This window comes from Halosimplex amylolyticum (assembly GCF_051414035.1).
Lineage (GTDB): Archaea > Halobacteriota > Halobacteria > Halobacteriales > Haloarculaceae > Halosimplex > Halosimplex amylolyticum.
Genome location: NZ_JBLKNW010000001.1, coordinates 1,343,459 through 1,361,414 on the forward strand (window position 1 = coordinate 1,343,459; position 17,956 = coordinate 1,361,414).

A 17,956-nucleotide genomic window follows, 5' to 3' on the forward strand; every position below is an offset into this window, starting at 1 on the left:
GTAGTGGTTGCGGCTGCTCTCGGCGAGTGGGAACCGGGGGGCTGCCGGGTCGGCGAACTAGGCGTCGCCGCCGTACAGCTGGCCGCTCTCCTCGCGGAGCAGGCCGTGCTCGACGGCGAGGTCGATCACCTTGTCGCAGTCGTCGCGGGAGACCTGGTAGGCGTTGGCCGCGACGGTGACGAACTCGTCCCTGTCGACGGGGAACTCCCTGTTCTCCAGCAGGCGCATCACCTTCGTGTTCTCCAGGCGCGTCAGCGACACGTCGCGTTGTCGGCCGCTCGCATCGCCGTCGGTCGAACCGCTCCCGTCGTCGTCCGACGACGCCGACCCGCTGTCGGCGGCGGATCCCGACGCGCCGTCGGCCCCGGACTGTGTGTTCGACGAATCACCACCTCCGCTCGCGGACGCGCCCGTGCCGTCGTCCGCGAACGCGTCGCCGGTGAGCGATCCCGCGTCCGACTCGTCGTCATCGTCGCCGTCGGAGAAGGCGCCGCCGGTGAGCGACCCGGTGTCGACGGGGCCCTCGTCCTCGCGACGGAAGCCCGCACCGCGCGAGTTCGTGTACTTCGGCTTCTTCGAGGGGTCCTCCGAGTCGTCGTTCGAGTCGTCGCCCGAGTCGGCACCGGCGCCCTCGGCCGTCGATCCGGAGTCGTCGTCGGTCGCGTCGCGATCGTCACCGAACTGCATCTCGGACGCGTCCGCAGCGTCCGCCGGGTCGTCGTCGGCGTCGTCGCCGACCGGCGTCAGGATGTCCTCGTCGTCGCCGAGCGTCGACTCGAGCTCGTCACCGGACGCTTCGGCTCCCGTGGACTGGGAGGCGGTCCCGCCGGATCGGTCGTCGGCCGCGACCTCACCGGCCTCGACGGCGTCGAGGACGGTCCCGAGGACGGCGTCGAGTTTTCGCTTGCAGGTGACACAGAGGACGACGGTCTGCTGGGAGTCGGTGCTGGGGTGGAGCGACGAGGGGACCACGGGGCGCTCTTCGAGCGTGGCGTCGAGGGCCGCGCCACAGAAGTAACACGACGAGAGTCGGTCCATGTCTGCACCCTACACCCCGGCGGACGTAAAACGGTCGGTGCCGGCCGCCCCGACTCGCACCCGACCGCCGATTCCGCCATGACCTGTCGCGGCCTCGGCTATCGATCCGACGCGTGCGCGTAGACGAACGCCCGGAGCAGTTTCGCCGCGAGCACTGCCGACTGGCCGTCGTCGCGGTCGTTCACTTCGACCACGTCGAACCCGTCGACCGCGGGCGCAAGTTCTCGGACGATCCGGCGCCCCTCGCGCGGCGCGAGGCCGAACGGTTCCATCGTCCCGGTCCCGGGCGCGTAGCCGGGATCGAACCCGTCGATATCGACGCTCAGATACGCCGATTCGTCGTCCGCGAGGTCAGGCCGCCAGTCGCTCACGTCGGCGGGCGGGACGACGGTCACGTCCGACTCGTTCGCACGGTCCCACTCGGCCTCGCTTCCGGTGCGGGCGCCGAGGATCACGGCCCGGTCGGCGACGTCGAGGGCGTGGCGAGTCACCGTCGCGTGACTGAGCGGGTCGCCCGCGTACGAGTCCCGGAGGTCCAGGTGGGCGTCGACGCAGACGAACACGTCGGGCTCGACCGCGCGGACGCCGGCGACGGTCACCGTGTGTTCCCCGCCGACGACCAGTGGGACCGCGCCCTCCTCGCGGAAGTCCGAGAGCGCGCCGCGGAGGAAGGTGAGGTACTCGTCGACGTCGGCGGTGGGGCCGACGTCGCCGTGGTCGTAGACCGAGAGCGAAGAGAACCGCTGTTCGGTGTGGTGGTCGTAGTCGTCGAAGTGTTCCGCGAAGTGGCGGACGCGGCGGGGGCCGAAGCGGGCGCCGGGCTCGAACGACGTCGATGCGTCGAGCGGCGCGCCGACGAGCGCGTAGTCGGCGTCCTCGCGCCGGGCGTCCGCGCCGGGGAACATCCTAGACGATCTTGCGCTGCTCTTCCATCTCGAGGTACTCGATCTCGTCGTCGGGCTCCATCGAGACGCCGTCCGGGAGTGCGAGCGTGAACGTGTCGAAGGTCTCCAGGTCCATGACCTGGGCCTCGTCGCCGGAGGTCGAGACGACCTGGCCCTGCTTGCGGTTGATGATCGGGACGCGGATCTTCGCGTCGACCGGCTGGGAGAGGCTGCGCTTCTTGCCGTCGAAGACGCCCTCGGCCTCGACGCGGGCCTTCGCGCTGCCGTGTTTGCCGGGTTTCGCCGTGCTGTAGGCGTTGATCTTGCAGGGAGCGTCGTCAATCATGACGTAGCTTCCTTCGTCCAGATCGCGAACCTCGACCTGCTTCGTTGCCATACCGCGCCGTAAACGAGCGACCGGTATAAACGGTTTGGAACGCGTCTCCGGCCCGGAAACCCCGACAGGCCGTCCCAGCGCAGTGCCTCCGGATCCCACAGCAGCGAGGACCCAGGACGACGACCCCCGCGCGAGACCGACCGACGGAGCGCCGGACGGCACACTGCCGGCTCGGTCACCCAGAGCGGCGGTCCTCGACGACGCGCCCCATCCGGTCGAGTCCATCGCTCAGCGTCGCCCGGTCGGCCCCGAATCCGACTCGGACGTACTCGGGACGGTCGAACGTCTCGCCCGGGGCGACGACGACGCCCTCGTCGGCGAGCGCTCGACAGAAGTCCTCGCTCGACTCGAACGCCTCGGGGACGGTCAGAAAGCCCGTCGCGCCCGCTGGGAGGTGCCAGTCGAGGCCGTACTCGTCGACGAACGCGTCGAGCAGGTCGCGGTTCCTGCGGACGTGCGCCCGGTTCTCCGCCAGGAGTTCGTCCTCGCGCTCGATGGCCTGCCGGCCGACGTGCTGACCGAACGCGGAGGGCGAGATGGTCGTGTAGTCCTTCCACTCCCAGGCGGCGGTGACGACCTCCTCGGGGCCGGCGAGCCAGCCGAAGCGCAGTCCAGGTAGGCCCCACCCCTTCGAGAGCCCGCAGGTGCTGAGGCCGTGCGGTCCCATGGAGGCGACGGGTTCGACCCGTTCGTCCGATTCGGCGAGCGGCCGGTACACCTCGTCGGAGAGGAGATACGCGTCCGCGGCGGCCGCCAGGTCGTAGACGGCGTCGACCGTCTCCTGCGGGTGGATCCTGCCCGTGGGATTGTTCGGGTTGTTGAGGACGACGAGGTCTGTGTCCGAACGGATCGCCTCGGCGACGTCGTCGGGGTCGAGCCTCCACTCCGGCGCGGCGAGTTCGACGCGCGTCACCTCGGCGACGGCGGCCGGCAGCGAGTGCAGCGACTGGTAGGTCGGCGTCACGCAGACGGCGTGGCTGTCCCGTTCCAGCGTCGCGAGGACGGCCAGCAGGTTCGCCTCCTGGGTCCCGCAGGTGAAGAGGAGTTCGTCCGCGCCGCGGTCGTACCGGTCGGCCACGCTCGCTCGCAGGTCCGGGTCGCCGTTCGTCGGGATCACGTACCCGAGTCGTCCCGGGTCAGTGTCGAAGCGGGCTGCTTCGAGGGGCCTGACGCCGCTGTCGCCGAGGTTGACCGGCGCCTCGTGCTCGTGTTCGGCCAGCCAGCGCTCCAGCGCGAACGGCTCGATGTCCATGTCGGACACTGCGGCCGTTCGACGGTTAAGGATCCCGTCCGAACGCCACGGACCTGTCCAGTGTGCTACAGACGCGGCCGTAGCGCCCACTTCGACCGCGAATCAGGCAGGTTCAGCCGGCACAGAGCGGTTGGAAGCCTGGAAGTACCGTGGAATTACTTAAATAGTTACCGTGTATTTATACTATGGAAACATGTCTTCGGAGACAAACGACGGGATACTGTACGGGGTGTATCGGAAGCGGGTCGGTGAACCGACGACGCACGACGAGGTTCGGGGGTACTGGGTGTTCCTGACGGGACTCGTCCTGGGGACGCTCGGCATCGTCCTGTTCCTGCCGAGCACGTCGGCGGTCGGAAGTTCCGGGCTCACCCTCCGCGAGGTGAGCGTCTTCGTCGCGGCGGTCGGGCTTGCGATGCTCGTCGCGGGACCGGTCATCAGACTGCCGCTCCAGCCGTGGGCCAACTACGCGGCCTACCTCGGACAGGCCGTCTGTTTCGCGGCAGCTGCCTGGTTCGTGCTGGTGTTCCCCGCGGGCTGGAGCGTCGAAACCGGGAATCAGCCGGTGATCGTCCTCTACGCCCTCGGGATGGCGATCATCACGCTCGTCGGCCTCGTCGCCCCGCTGCTCAGTAGCGGGACGCACGACGACTTCGCAACCAGCGAGGACCGGACGGAGGAACTCGAAGCCGAACTGGCCGCGGTCCGCGAGGAACGCGACCGGCTGGAGAACGACCTCGACGAGACCCGCAGCGAGGCCGACGCCGGCGCGGCCGCGCAGTCCGAACTGCAGGCGACGGTCGATTCGATGCGGACGAGCCAGGCCCGGTTCGAACTGTACGAGGACGCCAGCGAGCAGTGGCGCTGGCGGCTCCGCCACCGCAACGGCAACATCGTCGCGGACAGCAGCCAGGGGTACACGCGCAAACACAACGCCCAGAAGGGAATGGCCAGCGTCCGGCGGAACGCCCTCGGCGCGACGACGCTCCTGTACGAGCGCGAGGCCGAACTCCCCGACGAAGACGAGGACTTCGAACCCGTCGAGGAGCAGAAGAGCCGGGCCGCGTTCGAACTCGAAGAAGACAGCGCCGGCGAGTACCGCTGGCGATTGCGCCACGACAACGGGAACGTCCTCGGCGACGGCGGCGAGGGGTACGCCTCGCGTAGTAACGCTCGGCGGGCGATCGGCCGCGTGCGCGAGTACGCCGGTCCGGCCGACTACCTCTGGTTCGACCCGACCGGCTTCGAGGTGTATCGCGACGCGGCCGACGAGTGGCGCTGGCGGCTCGTCCACCGCAACGGCAACGTCCTCGCAGACAGCGGCGAGGGCTACACCCGGCGCAACGACGCCAACCGCGCCGTCGACCGCATCCGCGAGAACGTCGAGGACCTCGAATTCGAGGTCTACGACGACAGGGCAGGCGAGACCCGCTGGCGGCTCCACGGTGCGAACGGCCAGATCGTCGCCGACAGCGGCGAGGGCTACAGTTCCCGTGACGAGGCGAACGTCGCGGTCGACCGGGTGCGCGAGTACGCGCCCGACGCGGACGTCCTCGACATCGGTCGCGCGGCGTTCGAGATCTACGAGGACCGCGGCGGCGAGCACCGCTGGCGGCTCCGCCACCGCAACGGCAACATCCTGATGGACAGCGGCCAGGGCTACGCCGACCGGTCCGGCGCTCGCGACGGCGTCGAGAGCGTCAAGCGCAACGCGCCGAACGCCGACCTGGACGAGTAAGCCTCTCGCTGGGAGGCGAACCCAGCGCAGTTCACGCGGGCGAGGCGAAGCCGAGCCCGCCCATTCACCACCGAACGGCGTCCCGCTCAGCAGGACCACGTTTTTGATTCTGGGGTCGCCGCTGGCGACTCCTGAGCGAACGGGATGGGAAGAGGATGCTCCGTCTGGGATTTGAACTCGATGCCAGACCTCACCTCGTTCGGTCTGCCGTAGTTCGAATCCCAGCCGTGCGCGTCTTTCTGCGGAACGAAGTGACGAAGAAAGATGCTCCGTCTGGGATTTGAACCCAGGTCATCGGCTCGAAAGGCCGAAATGATTGGCCGGACTACACCAACGGAGCCCACGACGCGTCGACGTCGTATTTTGGAGATTGAACCGGTGGTATAAAAACTCGTCTCTCTCGGTCGCGTGTGCGGACGACTCCCGTGGACCGAATGCTCGGCGGGTCACCAGGGGGTGGCGAACATATTCGCGACGGTTCCGGTCGGCCGGGAACGCGCTGGCCGGTATATGTGTGAGACCCGTCCAGTTACGGGTGTAGATGACCAGCATCGATCCATCCAGACGGAAGCTGTTACGGGTCACGGGCGCGGCTATCGCCGGCGGTGCGGTCGCCGGGTGTTCGGCCGCGCCGGGTGAGTCGTCGGACTCGGGCGGTGACGGCGGATCGGGCGCCGACGGCGGATCCGACGGCGACGGGAGTGCCGACGACACACCGGAACCGTCCGGCGACGGCGGTTCGGGCGGGGAGTGGACCGAGGCGAGCACGGTCAAGATGACCGACGAGCTCGGGTTCGAGCCCAAGCAGATCCAGGTCGAGGCCGGGACGACGGTCACCTTCGAGAACGTCGGCAGCATCGGCCACACCGTCACGGCCTACGAGGACAAAATTCCCGACGGCGCGACGTACTTCGCGTCGGGCGATTTCGACTCCCAGGACGCCGCCTCGGAGGCCTACAGTAGCGAGCAGGCGGGGAACATCCCCTCCGGCGAGTCCTACGAGGTCACGCTCGAGACGACCGGCACGTACGAGTACTACTGTATCCCCCACGAGCTGAACGGGATGGTCGGTTCGGTCAAGGTGGTCTAATCATGAGTGACGACAACAACGATACGGAACGATTCGTCGAGGAACACGAGCGACAGATCAACGACCTCCTCCAGGACGTCGAGGACCCGGCGGCCGTCGACGACGACGACGGGTTCTCGATGCAACTCGGGGGTCTCGAACTCGGTCGGCGCGACTTCATGAAAGCGGGCGCCGCGGCGGGTGTGGCGAGCGCGGCCGGCGCGTTCGCCGGGTGTCAGACGGCGCTGCCGGACAGCGCGACGCCCAGCGACAGCGGCGGGTCGCAGGGCTCGTCGGCCGCCCACAGCCACGTGGTCGCACCGGGCGAGAAAGACGAGTACTACGGCTTCTGGTCGGGCGGTCACTCCGGGGAGATCCGCGTCATCGGCATCCCGTCGATGCGCGAACTCCAGCGCATCCCCGTGTTCAACACGGAGTGCGCCCGCGGGTACGGCTACGACGACCAGTCGACGGAGATGCTGGAGAACGAGGGCGGCGGCTACACCTGGGGTGACAACCACCACCCGAACCTCTCCGAGACGGACGGCGACTACGACGGCGAGTACCTCTACGTCAACGACAAGGCAAACGGCCGCATCGCGCGGGTGAACCTCAAGTACTTCGAGACGGACGCCATCGTGGACGTGCCCAACGTCCAGTCGGTCCACGGGTGTACGGTCCTCTCGCCCGACACGAAGTACATCCTCGGGAACGGCGAGTTCCGGACGCCGCTGCCCAACGACGGCCGCCACGTCAACGACCCCGACAAGTACACCGCGCTGTTCTCCGCCGTCGACCCAGAGTCGATGGAGACGGCCTGGCAGGTGAAAGTCGACGGCAACCTCGACATCGTCGACACCGGCAAGGAGGGCCGCTGGGCCATCGCCTCCTGTTACAACAGCGAGGAAGCGGTCGAGATCCAGGGGATGACCCACGACGACCGCGACTACGCGAAGGTCTTCGACATCCCAGCCATCGAGGAGGCCGTCGACAACGGCGACTACGAGGAGATCAACGGCGTCCCCATCGTCGACGGGACCCGCGACAGCGATCTGAACCAGGGCGACGACCCGCTCGTCCGCTACGTCTCGACGCCGAAGTCGCCCCACTGCGTCGAGGTCGGTCCGGACGGCAAGTACGCGTTCATCGCGGGCAAGCTCTCGCCGACGGTGACGATGCTCGACCTCGACAAGATCGGCGAGGTCGACGACCCGACGGACGCAGTCGCCGGTCGACCGAAGGTCGGTCTCGGGCCGCTGCACACCACCTTCGACGGCAACGGCCACGCCTACACGAGCCTGTTCATCGACTCGCAGGTCGCCAAGTGGGACATCGAGGAGGCGGCGAACGCCGAACTCGGTTCGTCCGACCCCGTCATCGAGAAGATAGACGTCCACTACAACCCCGGGCACATCCAGGCGCTGGAAGCGATGACGACCGACCCGGACGGCGAGTGGCTCGTCTCGCTGAACAAGCTCTCGAAGGACCGGTTCCTCCCGGTCGGGCCGATCCACCCCGACAACGACCAGCTCATCCACATCGGTGACGGCGAGAAGGAGATGGAACTGGTCGCGGACCACCCGGCCTACCCCGAACCCCACGACTGCATCTTCGCCCACAAGGACAAGATCAGCCCGGCGACGACGTGGGACAAGGCCGACTACGAGGGCGAGAAGCCGTTCGTCACCGAGGAGGACTCGGGCGTCGAGCGCACGGGCGAGCGGTCGGTCCACGTCAAGGCGTCCTCGAAGCGCTCGGAGTACGGGATGTTCGACTTCACCGTCAAGGAGGGCGACGAGGTCCGCCTGACGATGACGAACGTCGAGGGCGTGCGCGACATCATCCACGGCGTCGCCATCCCCGAACACGACGTGAACCTCGCCATCGCCCCGCAGGACACCCGCGAGGTGACGTTCACGGCGGACGACCCCGGCGTCTACTGGATCTACTGTACGTACTTCTGCAGCGCGCTCCACCTGGAGATGCGCTCGCGGATGATCGTCGAACCGCGCGAGTGACCGGACGGGACCGACCAGCGACCCCCTGAGCCGCGCGGGTTTCACCGCCCCGCGGCTTTTCGCGACAGACGAATCGTTCGCTGACCGCCTCACGACAGCCCAAACGACCCACAGCATTGCGGTGACACTCATGCAATACGACCCACCTGACCTCGGCGAGTTCACGCAGCTCCGACGCGCCCTGCCGGTCGCAGCGGCGGCGCTGTTGCTCCTCGCCCCGATCCTGCCCATGTGGCACATCGTCGTCGACGCCGTGCAGTACCCGGACACGACGCTCCGCCTGCACCTGCACGCGTACCCGTTCATCGGCGGCGACTACGAGGAGATGCACTCGCTCAACAAGTACATCGGGTTCTACTACCCGGACCCGGTGTTCTGGCAGCCGAACTACGAGCCCCACCCGAACGCGATCAAGGTGCCCGAGTGGTCGTTCGGTCCGTTCGCGTTCGTCGCGCTCGCCCTCGCCGGCCTGTTCGTCGCGCTCGCGCCGGACGGCGACCGATTGAGACGCGGCCTCAAGTACCAGCTCGGCGGCTCGATCACCGTGCTGACGGTGATGCTGGTCGACATCCAGTACCGGCTCTACCAGGCCGGCCACACGCTCGACCCGGACGCGCCGGTGATGGGCGTCGAGGGATTCACCCCGCCGCTGTGGGGGAAATACGAGGTGGCGAACATCACCAGCTACTCCCGGATCGGGATCGGCGCCTACGTGACCGCGTTCGCCATCGGACTGCTCGTCGTGGCGTTTTACTACCGCGACTCGCCGGCGACGCTCGGTGACCTGCCCGACCGCGTCGGCGGCCGCATCGAGCGGGCCCGCGAGTGGTTCGAGGACAACACCGTCGGCGACGACGAGTGGGCCGAGGACCGTGAGTTGCACGAGGGCGACGACGAGGAGGGCGTCCGGGCCGCTCGCTCGGACAGCGAGGCACCGTCGAAACCCGACCGTAGCGGGGGTGACTAACCCGTGCGACGACCGTCCGCCGACGGCGTCTTCGCCGCGGTCGCGGCGGTGCTGCTGGTCGCCTCTGTCGGAACGGTCGTCGCGGTCCCGACGGGCGCGACCCCCACCGGCGACGAGGTCGCGTTCGACGCCGGCGTCCCCGACTCGTTCGACTTCGACGCGACCGACGAACCCGGCGTCGCCACCGTCGACGGCGAGGACTACGAGTCGCTCGACGCGGCGCTCGACGCCGTCGAACCCGGCCAGACCGTGGCGCTCCGCGGCCGGTTCGACCCCGAGAGCGCCGTCGTCGTCGAGACGCCGAACGTGACGCTAGAGCGCGCCGACGACGCCACCACCGCCCGCCCCGTCGTCGACGGACCGGGGGAGGGCGACGTGCTCGTGCTCAACGCGTCCGCCGTCACGGTCGACGGGCTGTGGGTACGCAACTCCGGTTACATGACCGAAGGCAACGACGCCGCCGTCTGGATCGACGGCGAGGGCGCCACCGTTCGGGACAGCCGGGTGACCGACGCTACGTTCGGCGTGTGGGTCGACGGTGCTGCCGACGTGCGCCTGGTCGGCAACACCATCGTCGGTCGCGACGAGGTCCACCCGCGGACCGACCGCGGGAACGGCATCCAGCTCTACGAGGCGGTCGACGCGTACGTGGCGGACAACCGGATCACGGACGCCCGCGACGGCATCTACTACTCGTGGGCCGAGGGCGTCGAGGCGCGCAACAACACGCTGTGGGACCTGCGCTACGGCGTCCACTACATGTACTCGAACGACTGCACGCTCGTCGACAACACCGCAGTCGACAACGACGCCGGCTACGCGCTGATGCTCTCGGAGGGGCTGTCGATCCTGAACAACACCGCGGTGAACAACACAGGCCAGAGCGGTCACGGCATCATGGTCAAGGGCATCGACCACTCCACGATCAGCGGGAACCACGTCGTCGGCAACGGCAACGGCCTGTTCGTCTACAACGCGCTGGACAACGAGATCTCCCGGAACCTGGTCGCCGGCAACGACGTCGGCGTCCACGTCTCCGCGGGGAGCGTCCGCTCTGAAGTCCACCGCAACACGTTCGCGCGGAACCGGTTGCAGGTCCTCGCGGACGTCGGCCAGCAGGTCGTCTGGAACGAGTCGGTCGGCAACTACTGGGCGGGCGCCGGCGCCCGCGACGTGAACGACGACGGCGTCAGCGAGACGCGATACCGGCCCGCGGGGATGGTCGAACACCTGACCCGCGAACACCCGAAGGCCAGCGTCTTCACCGGTAGCCCGGCGTTCGAGGTGGTCAGGCTCGCCGAGCGCACGCTCCCCGTCGTCGAGGCGCCCGGCGTCGTCGACCACAGACCGCTCGTCGACCCGCCCCACGACTGGAGGGACTACTATGATCGAAGTAACTGACGTCACGAAACGGTACGGCGACGTCGTCGCGGTAGACGACGTCTCGCTGTCCGTCCCCGACGGTGCATCGCTCGGACTGGTCGGCACGAACGGCGCGGGCAAGACGACGCTGTTCCGCCTGCTCGTCGGCCACGAGACGCCCGATTCCGGTACTGTGCGCGTCGCCGGGGTCGACCCCACCGACGGCACGCGCGTCCGCGAGCTCGTCGGGTACCTGCCCGAACAGGCCGGTTTCCAGCCCGCGCTGACCGGCGCGGAAGTCCTCGGCTACTACGCCGACATGCGCGGCGTCGACGCGCCGCGGATCGACACGCTGCTGTCGGTCGTCGGTCTCGGAGACGCCGGCGACCGCGCGGTCGGCGGCTACTCGAACGGGATGAACCGCCGACTGGGACTCGCGACCGCACTCCTGGGCGACCCCGACGTCCTCTTGCTCGACGAACCGACCGCCGGGCTCGACCCAAACGGTGTCGGGGCGTTCAACCGGGTCGTCGAGCGAGTGCGGGAGGAGCGCGACGTGACCGTCGTGCTCTCGACGCATAACCTCTCCGAGGTGGAAGCGCTCTGCGACCGCGTCGCGGTGCTGGACGACGGACGGCTCCGAACGGTCGGTGCCGTCGACGAAATCGTCCGCGCGGCCGGCGAGCAGGTCACCGTCACGGCCCGATACGCCGACGGCGACGCGGCGGCCGCCGCCACCGAGGCGATCCGGGCCGCAGTCCCGGAGGCGACGCTGACCGCCGGAACGAGCGAACTCGAACTCGCCGTCGACGGCGACCGCGTCATCGACGCGCTCGGGGCGGTCGTCGAGACCGACCCGGAGTCGGTGAGCGTCGACGAACCCGGGCTGGAGAGCGCCGTTCGCGACTCCGTCTCGGGGGGTGAGCCGGCGTGAGCGACCCCGACTCGGAGCGGGCCGACACGCGCCGGGACTCGGGGCGGGCCGGCGAACGCGCCGAAGCGCGCCCCGACGGCGGCGCCACTGCACACGCGAGCGTGGCGTCCACGGAGGAACTCTCCGTCGCCACTGCCCGGCAGGTACTCGGCGTCGCCCGCAGGGAGTACCGCGTCCTCTCGCGGGCCCGGTGGACGTACGGGCTGGCGCTCCTGTTCGGCGCCTTCTCGCTGGCCGTGGTCGGGCTCACGGGCTCGGCGACCGGCCCCACGAGCGTCGGCGCGCTGCTGGTGACACTCGCCGAGCTGTCGGTCTACCTGGTCCCGCTGGCCGCGCTCGCGCTCGGCTACGGGACCGTCGTCGGCGCCGACGAGCGCGGCACGCTGGAGCTGTTACTGGCGGTCCCGCTCGGCCGGACTGCACTGCTGGTCGGCAAGTTCCTCGGCCGCGCGGCGACACTGGCGGTCGGGATGACCGTCGGTCTGAGCACCGGTGCGGTCGTCTTGGCCCTGCGCTTCGGGGCGGCAACGGTCCCCGCGTACCTCCACTACACGCTGACCGCCGTGAGCGTCGGCGTGGCCTTCCTCGCGCTCGGCGTGTGCATCTCCGCGGCCGCGACCGAGAAGGCCCGTGCGCTCGGCGGCGCCCTGCTCGCGTGGGTCCTGTTCGTCCTCGTCTACGACCTCGTGGCGCTCGGCGTCGTCGTCGCCTTCGATCCGCCGGGCTGGGTCCTCACCGCGCTCGCCGTTGCGAACCCCGCGGACGTCCTCAGGCTGGTCGTCCTCTCGCTGGTCCCGACGGCCGGCGGTGGCATCGGTGCCGTGATCGCGACCACGACCGTCTCGACGCCCGCGCTGCTCGCCTCGCTCGCGCTCTGGGTCGTCGTCCCGCTCGCTGTCGGCGGTCGACTGCTGGCCCGGCGCGCCTGAGCGGGTCTCAGCGTTCGCGTGGTCTCCCCAGAGAGGTCGTGAAACTCGCGGGAGCCGTCGAGCACCGTCCTGCGTTCAGGCGCGCGGTCGGCGACGGTCCTCCCGTAACCCGGGAAGTGAACGGGACGGGCCGGCGTGAGATCTAGTCCGGGGAGGGCTCGACGCCGGTGATTTCGAACCGTGCACCGCCGTCGACGCCCTCGGTGAGACGGACGTCCCATCCGTGTGCGTCGACTACTTGCTCGACGATGGAGAGGCCGAACCCGGTGCCTTCCCGCGAGGTGGTGTATCCCGACTCGAACACGCGTTCGCGCTCGTCCGCCGGGATGCCCGGTCCGTCGTCTTCGACGAAAAAACCAGTCTCGAGTTCGCCGACGGTGACCGTCACCGCGTCGTTGCCGTGATCGAGCGCGTTCCGAAACAGATTCTCGAAGAGTTGACACAGCCGTTCGTAGTCGGCCCGTACGGCCCAGTGTCCGTCCCCGCCGTCGTCGGCTACAACTAGCTCCGACTCCCTTCGGCCGTCTGCCGCCATCGTCCACGATGACTCGAGAACGCTGCGGAGTTCGACGAACTCCGTCGACCCGAGGTCTCGACCCTCTCGGGCGAGCCACAGCACGTCACCGACGATGCGTTCCATCCGGTCGAGCGCGTCCACGATCGGGTCCAGATGAGGGCTCTCGCTCTCCGCTCGAAGCAGGTCCAGCCGACCGCTGGCGACGTTCAGCGGATTGCGGAGGTCGTGGCTGACGACGCGCGCGAACTCTTCGAGCTTCTCGTTTTGCGTCTCGAGTTCTCTCTCGCGTTCGACCCGGTCGAGCGCCGCTTCGACGTTGTCCGCTAACACCTGTGCGAGCGCTTCGTCGGTCGCCTCGAAATCACTGGCTGTAGTGGAACTGATCAGCATCACGCCGTGCTCGCCGAGCGGAAGGTGCAGTTCGCTCAGAAATTCCGTCTCGGCACTCAGCACGTCGTCAGCTTCGCGCAGGTCGGGGTATATTTCCGATTCACCGCCCTCGAACGCTTCCCAGGCCAGTCCGTCGCCCCTCTGGATGGCCGGTGGCGCTCCGTCGAACATCGTCTCCAGCGGGTCCGACCACGCGACGGGGACGAGCGCGTCGCGAGTGGGATCGTACAGGTGGACTCCGTTGACGGGGAGATCGAGGATCTGACTGGCCGTCTCTGACGCGATCGAAGCCACGGTTTCAGTACTCGTCGCTGTCATCAGGTCGCGCGTGGCCGTGTGAAGCCGCTCCAGGGCATCTTCGCGTTTCTTCCTCCTCGTGATGTCGCGAAACACCCCAACGATCAGTGACCGGTCGCCGAGTTCGAAGATTTTCGCGTTGATCTCGACGGGAACCCGCTCGCCGTCCTCGGTTTCGAGGTAGAGGTCCGACCCGTCCGGGAACTGCGTGAAAATCGCCTGGTCGCGGGCGACGTGACGCTCGAAGAGGTTGCGATAGCGGTCCGCCTCTCCCGACGGATGGAGGAACGTCTGTGCCTCTCCACGGAGTTCCGCGGGTTCGTAGCCCAGCAGATCGATGACCTGTTCGTTCGACTCGACGATCTTTCCGGTCGCGGCGTCGGCGACGACGACCGGGTCCGGGACCGCCTCGAGGATCGTCTTGTACTTCGCTCTAAGGGCTTCCTGATCGGTGACGTCGCGGACGACCGAGATGACGTAGGTGCTCTCGTCGATCTCGATGGGGCTCAACGAGATATTGACTGGAAACGTGGACCCGTCTTTCCGACGAGCGGCGAGGTCGAGGCCGGAACCCATCGGCCGTGTCGTCGGATCTTCTATGTACGAGTCCCGATCGGCAGCGTGGGAATCTCTGATCGCTTCCGGGACCACTTCCTCTATCGCCTCGCCGAGGAGTTCGTCGGGTTCGTATCCGAAGAGGTCGTTCACGCGGTCGTTCACGTAGGAGATTCGGCCGGTAGAATCGACGAGAAATATCGCGTCGGGCGACGTATCCAAGATATCCGACGCCGTCCGTTCGTGGACAGATAGATCTTCGTCCATTCGATACCATCTGGAACGAACAGAGGTGTTTAAACATTATGGAAAGGGGGCGGAGGACAATCCGTCGGACGGGTCCGTCGTCTATCTGGTCGCGGTCGGTCTGTCGTTCGCGCACAGTTCTCGACTCGTCCGTGGGCCGTATCGAACCGATCTATTCCGTCGTTCGCTCCAGTCGGTCGTTCGCGGTGCTCACACCCGCACGGAACAGTGGGTTGTCTGTATCCGCACGGGACAGTCGGTTCTCTAGGCCCGCATGGTCGGAGCGCGTTCGCCGGAAAGGTCGGCGTCGTCGGTGAACTCCTTGACGATCTTCTCCTCGGCGCGGTGGAGCGTCTCGCTGCACGTCGACTTTGCGATGTCGGCCTCCTCGGCGAGTTCGGTCAGCGTGCACTCGCGGGGCGTGTCGTAGTACCCCTCCTCGACGGCGGTGCGGACGAGCCGGTGCTGTTTCGGCGTGAGTAGCTGCTCGGTCTCCATCTCCTGGCGGACGGCGAGCACCTCGAAGTCGATGCCGAACTGCCGGAGCTGGTCGCCCAGCGTGGAGAGGCGGTCCCGCGGCGCCGTGACCTCCCACGTGACCGACCCGTCGACGACGGTGAAGGGCAACTCTAGCGGCGTCCCGGCGTTACGGACCGGCAGGAGGAGCACTGGGTTGGACGTCTCGAACTGGACCAGCGCGGTCTCGTCGGTCCGCTGGAGGAAGTCCGTGTTCGTCACGGCGTCGTACTCGTCCATGTCGAGGACGACCTCCTCGACGGCGTCCGCCGTGATCTCGGTCAGCGCGACGCCGCCCTCGCCCTTCGGGAACACGGTCAGGATCTCGAACTGTGCGTCCGGATTGTTGCGTGAGAGATCACCGATCCAGACCGAGTCCGGCACGGTGATCTCCAGTTTGGCCCGCGGCATACGTAGATCCTACGGGCCCCGACGACTATCAGTGTTCCCGAACATGTTCGCATATATTCGACTCGTCGTCGTCGAGAGCCGAACATTGTTCGGGGTAGCGGCCGGCAGATCCACGCTGGACCGGTCCGTCCCACTGCAGGGACTCGTTCGCACTATCGCGTCATCGTGGCCCACTGGCCGCGCGGGATCCGGTGTTCGAGCGGCTCGCCGGCCGCGAGTCGTTCGACGTCGTCCAGCACGGCCGCGGTCAGCGGTGGGCGGATCTCCGAGCCCCCGACGTGCGGCGTGACGACGACGTCGTCCAGCGAACGGAGGTCGTGGTCGGCGGGTAGCGGCTCCTCGTGGTAGACGTCCAGCGCCGCCGAGATGCGACCGGTGCGGAGCGCTTCGAGGAGCGGTTCTTCCTCGACGATCTCGGCCCGCGCGGTGTTGACCAGCAGCGCTCCGTCTGGTATCTGCGACAGGCGCTCGGCGTCCACCATCCCGACCGTCTCCTCGGTGCGGGCGGCGTGGATCGAGACGACCTGCGAGTCCAGCGCTTCGTCCAGTCCTGCCAGCGAGGCGGACGGCCACGCGTCCAGGTCCTCGGCGTCGACGTAGGGGTCGTAGACCGAGACCGAGGGGTCGAACGCGGCGAGGTGGTCGAGTAGTTTCCGGCCGATCGTACCGAGTCCGACGAGCCCGACTTCGGCCCCGTGGAGCGTCCGGATATCGGTGTCTGAGGCGTCCCACGCGCCGTCGGCCATCTCCCGGTCGAGCGTCGGAACGGCGCGCAATTGCGCGAGCAACAGCGCGAGCGTGTGCTCGGCAGTGTGGTCGGCCATCACGTCGTTCGCGCTGACGACAGGTATCTCGGCGTCGTAGACCGACTCCGAGACGAGCGACGCGACGCTGCCACCCGTGTGCGCGACGAGTTCGAGGTCGTCGGCCGCCGAGACCACGTCCGCGGTGACGCGCGGACTCCCCCAGCCGGTCACGAGCACGTCGACGCCGTCGATGCGCTCGCGGAGCTCGGGCTCGGTGAAATTCTCGGAATTCGGGTTCCACTCGACGGTACCCAGCGATTCGAGTCGGTCGCGCAGGTCGGTCGGGAAGAACGTCTCCCGGAACTCACCGTCCGGGAGGGTGACGAGGACGTTCATACAGCGGTCTCCGGTACGGGATTTCATAAAAGGGGTCGCAACGTCGTCGCGGTCACCGACGGCGACGGCGTCGTGGTGGTCCCACGCGACCCCCGCGAACGAGGGGATCCCTCCTGGTTAGTCGGTCGCGGGCTGGAAATCCCGGTCCGCGGCGTCGTTGAGCAGTTCCCAGTAGCGCAGGAGCGTCGCCGCGTGCCCCTCGTCGGGGCCGGCGCGACGGACGGTCGCCTTGTAGGCCTCGTGGACGGCGGCGTTGATCGGGAGCGCTGTGTCGTTCTCCCGCGCCACCTCGCGGGCGTAGCCGATGTCCTTGTGCCAGATGGCGAGGCCGCCGAGGCCCTCGATGTCCTGTCCGAACTCGCGGTCGAGGTACTGCTCCCAGACGTCCATGCCGAAGAAGTCACGCAGGTGGGCGGGATCGACGCCGTTGTCGCGCGTGAACTCGACGATCTCGGCGTCGAGCGCGTTCTGTCCCGCGTAGCGCATCTGGAGCGCCAGCTTGAGGACCGTCGCCGACCCGGCCTCGCCGACGTGCAGGTGGTCGTCGCTGAGTACGTCTATCAGGTCGCGGGCCGACTCGTAGCTCTGGTCGGACCCACCGACCATCATGTGCGCCCCGTCCCTCGGTGCCGCCCGGGTGATCGGCGCCTCGACGAACGACGCGCCGCGTTCCTCGCACCACGCCTCGCAGTCCCGCGAGGTGTCGGGGTGGGTCGTCGTCACATCGACCACCGTCTGCCCGTCCGCGAGTGCGCGCAGAATCCCGTCGGCGCTCTCCATCACCGCCTCGACTTCCGGCGTCCCGGGAAGCGCGAGGACGACGAACTCCGACCGTCCGGTCGCGTCGGCGGGACTCTCCGCCGGCGTCGCCCCCTGCTCCGCTGCGGCGTCTATCTGCGTCGGGTCCACGTCGTACGCGACGACTTCGTACTTCGTTTCGGCGAGCCTGTCGAGGAACGTCTTCCCGATGTAGCCGACGCCGATGAGGCCGACTGTTGGCATGTCCCACGTCTCTCCCGGTGCGAGTATAAACGTTCGAGTCGGCGTCGGGTCGTCCGGCAGCGTAGCCGCTACCGGCTATCTCGACCGTCCGGCTGCTGCGCGTCGATAGTCGCGACGGCGGCGAGGTTCACGATGTCGTTACCACCTTTTTCTCCTCGGGTTTCCTCGCTCACTCCGTTCGCTCACGGGTCGCTTCGCTCACCGGGAGAATCGCTCCGCTCGTCTCCCGAGCCCTGTCTCACTTCGTTCGACAGGACCCCGTTCGCATCGAGGCTCTCACTCCGTTCGAGCC

15 protein-coding genes and 1 tRNA gene are annotated in these 17,956 nt (G+C 68.1%); 7 read left to right on the top strand and 9 right to left on the bottom strand.

Going from position 1 to position 17,956, the window contains the following annotated elements; translation table 11 throughout:
* Positions 1-57: 57 nt before the first annotated feature.
* The 4 genes from ACMGFE_RS06395 to ACMGFE_RS06410 all read right to left on the bottom strand — a co-directional run bounded on the left by ACMGFE_RS06395 (position 58) and on the right by ACMGFE_RS06410 (position 3,571).
* Positions 58-1,038, bottom strand: a complete 981-nt coding sequence (locus tag ACMGFE_RS06395; protein ID WP_436924242.1) for a DUF8528 domain-containing protein — start codon at positions 1,036-1,038, stop codon at positions 58-60.
* 98 nt (positions 1,039-1,136) lie between these two features.
* On the bottom strand, positions 1,137-1,943 hold the full coding sequence (gene speB, locus ACMGFE_RS06400; RefSeq protein ID WP_436924243.1) for an agmatinase: 807 nt from the start codon (positions 1,941-1,943) through the stop codon (positions 1,137-1,139).
* A gap of 1 nt (position 1,944) precedes the next feature.
* Positions 1,945-2,319: a translation initiation factor IF-5A gene (locus tag ACMGFE_RS06405; protein ID WP_415382035.1), complete on the bottom strand. Its 375-nt coding sequence runs from the start codon at positions 2,317-2,319 to the stop codon at positions 1,945-1,947.
* Positions 2,320-2,494: 175 nt separating this feature from the next.
* A complete protein-coding gene (locus ACMGFE_RS06410; RefSeq protein ID WP_436924244.1) occupies positions 2,495-3,571 on the bottom strand; it encodes an aminotransferase class I/II-fold pyridoxal phosphate-dependent enzyme in 1,077 nt (358 codons plus the stop codon).
* Between the two features lie 193 nt (positions 3,572-3,764).
* Between ACMGFE_RS06410 and ACMGFE_RS06415 the strand changes: the two genes are divergently transcribed.
* Positions 3,765-5,309 (top strand): DUF1508 domain-containing protein, encoded by a 1,545-nt coding sequence (locus tag ACMGFE_RS06415; protein ID WP_436924245.1) that lies wholly within the window; start codon positions 3,765-3,767, stop codon positions 5,307-5,309.
* A 265-nt stretch (positions 5,310-5,574) separates the two neighbouring features.
* On the opposite strand, the gene ACMGFE_RS06420 is transcribed toward ACMGFE_RS06415, so the two are convergent.
* Positions 5,575-5,649 (bottom strand) — tRNA-Glu (locus tag ACMGFE_RS06420).
* Between the two features lie 201 nt (positions 5,650-5,850).
* On the opposite strand from ACMGFE_RS06420, the gene ACMGFE_RS06425 reads away from it, so the two are divergent.
* The 6 genes from ACMGFE_RS06425 (at position 5,851) to ACMGFE_RS06450 (ending at position 12,588) form a co-directional block, all read left to right on the top strand.
* Positions 5,851-6,399 (top strand): plastocyanin/azurin family copper-binding protein, encoded by a 549-nt coding sequence (locus ACMGFE_RS06425; protein ID WP_436924246.1) that lies wholly within the window; start codon positions 5,851-5,853, stop codon positions 6,397-6,399.
* A 2-nt stretch (positions 6,400-6,401) separates the two neighbouring features.
* Positions 6,402-8,396: a TAT-dependent nitrous-oxide reductase gene (gene nosZ, locus ACMGFE_RS06430; RefSeq protein WP_436924247.1), complete on the top strand. Its 1,995-nt coding sequence runs from the start codon at positions 6,402-6,404 to the stop codon at positions 8,394-8,396.
* Positions 8,397-8,526: 130 nt separating this feature from the next.
* Positions 8,527-9,363, top strand: coding sequence for a hypothetical protein (locus ACMGFE_RS06435; RefSeq protein WP_436924248.1), 837 nt, complete (start codon positions 8,527-8,529; stop codon positions 9,361-9,363).
* A gap of 3 nt (positions 9,364-9,366) precedes the next feature.
* Entirely contained in the window at positions 9,367-10,764 is a 1,398-nt protein-coding gene (gene nosD, locus ACMGFE_RS06440) for a nitrous oxide reductase family maturation protein NosD (protein ID WP_436924249.1), read from the top strand.
* Positions 10,748-11,659: an ABC transporter ATP-binding protein gene (locus tag ACMGFE_RS06445; protein ID WP_436924250.1), complete on the top strand. Its 912-nt coding sequence runs from the start codon at positions 10,748-10,750 to the stop codon at positions 11,657-11,659. The genes nosD and ACMGFE_RS06445 overlap by 17 nt, the downstream gene beginning before the upstream one ends.
* The gene (locus ACMGFE_RS06450) at positions 11,656-12,588 is read left to right on the top strand and encodes an ABC transporter permease (protein WP_436924251.1); all 933 of its coding nucleotides are present in this window, start codon (positions 11,656-11,658) and stop codon (positions 12,586-12,588) included. Before ACMGFE_RS06445 ends, ACMGFE_RS06450 begins: the two co-directional genes overlap by 4 nt.
* A gap of 142 nt (positions 12,589-12,730) precedes the next feature.
* Here ACMGFE_RS06450 and ACMGFE_RS06455 read toward each other — a convergent pair whose 3' ends face one another.
* The 4 genes from ACMGFE_RS06455 to ACMGFE_RS06470 form a co-directional block, all read right to left on the bottom strand.
* A complete protein-coding gene (locus ACMGFE_RS06455) occupies positions 12,731-14,614 on the bottom strand; it encodes a PAS domain-containing sensor histidine kinase (RefSeq protein WP_436924252.1) in 1,884 nt (627 codons plus the stop codon).
* A gap of 243 nt (positions 14,615-14,857) precedes the next feature.
* Positions 14,858-15,520, bottom strand: coding sequence for a helix-turn-helix domain-containing protein (locus ACMGFE_RS06460; protein ID WP_436924253.1), 663 nt, complete (start codon positions 15,518-15,520; stop codon positions 14,858-14,860).
* A gap of 152 nt (positions 15,521-15,672) precedes the next feature.
* Positions 15,673-16,662 carry a hydroxyacid dehydrogenase gene (locus tag ACMGFE_RS06465; RefSeq protein WP_436924254.1) on the bottom strand — a complete coding sequence of 330 codons (990 nt, stop codon included), beginning with the start codon at positions 16,660-16,662 and terminating at the stop codon, positions 15,673-15,675.
* A gap of 117 nt (positions 16,663-16,779) precedes the next feature.
* Entirely contained in the window at positions 16,780-17,664 is an 885-nt protein-coding gene (locus ACMGFE_RS06470; RefSeq protein WP_436924255.1) for an NAD(P)-dependent oxidoreductase, read from the bottom strand.
* Positions 17,665-17,956 lie beyond the last annotated feature (292 nt).

Excerpts from the sequence above, each read along its gene's own strand:
- speB (WP_436924243.1), bottom strand. The coding sequence starts at position 1,943 with ATGTTCCCCGGCGCGGACGCCCGGCGCGAGGACGCCGACTACGCGCTC.
- nosZ (WP_436924247.1), top strand. The coding sequence starts at position 6,402 with ATGAGTGACGACAACAACGATACGGAACGATTCGTCGAGGAACACGAG.
- ACMGFE_RS06425 (WP_436924246.1), top strand. The coding sequence starts at position 5,851 with ATGACCAGCATCGATCCATCCAGACGGAAGCTGTTACGGGTCACGGGC.
- ACMGFE_RS06470 (WP_436924255.1), bottom strand. The coding sequence starts at position 17,664 with ATGCCAACAGTCGGCCTCATCGGCGTCGGCTACATCGGGAAGACGTTC.
- ACMGFE_RS06435 (WP_436924248.1), top strand. The coding sequence starts at position 8,527 with ATGCAATACGACCCACCTGACCTCGGCGAGTTCACGCAGCTCCGACGC.
- ACMGFE_RS06410 (WP_436924244.1), bottom strand. The coding sequence starts at position 3,571 with ATGGACATCGAGCCGTTCGCGCTGGAGCGCTGGCTGGCCGAACACGAG.
- ACMGFE_RS06405 (WP_415382035.1), bottom strand. The coding sequence starts at position 2,319 with ATGGCAACGAAGCAGGTCGAGGTTCGCGATCTGGACGAAGGAAGCTAC.
- ACMGFE_RS06445 (WP_436924250.1), top strand. The coding sequence starts at position 10,748 with ATGATCGAAGTAACTGACGTCACGAAACGGTACGGCGACGTCGTCGCG.
- ACMGFE_RS06465 (WP_436924254.1), bottom strand. The coding sequence starts at position 16,662 with ATGAACGTCCTCGTCACCCTCCCGGACGGTGAGTTCCGGGAGACGTTC.
- ACMGFE_RS06395 (WP_436924242.1), bottom strand. The coding sequence starts at position 1,038 with ATGGACCGACTCTCGTCGTGTTACTTCTGTGGCGCGGCCCTCGACGCC.
- ACMGFE_RS06415 (WP_436924245.1), top strand. The coding sequence starts at position 3,765 with ATGTCTTCGGAGACAAACGACGGGATACTGTACGGGGTGTATCGGAAG.
- ACMGFE_RS06455 (WP_436924252.1), bottom strand. The coding sequence starts at position 14,614 with ATGGACGAAGATCTATCTGTCCACGAACGGACGGCGTCGGATATCTTG.
- ACMGFE_RS06460 (WP_436924253.1), bottom strand. The coding sequence starts at position 15,520 with ATGCCGCGGGCCAAACTGGAGATCACCGTGCCGGACTCGGTCTGGATC.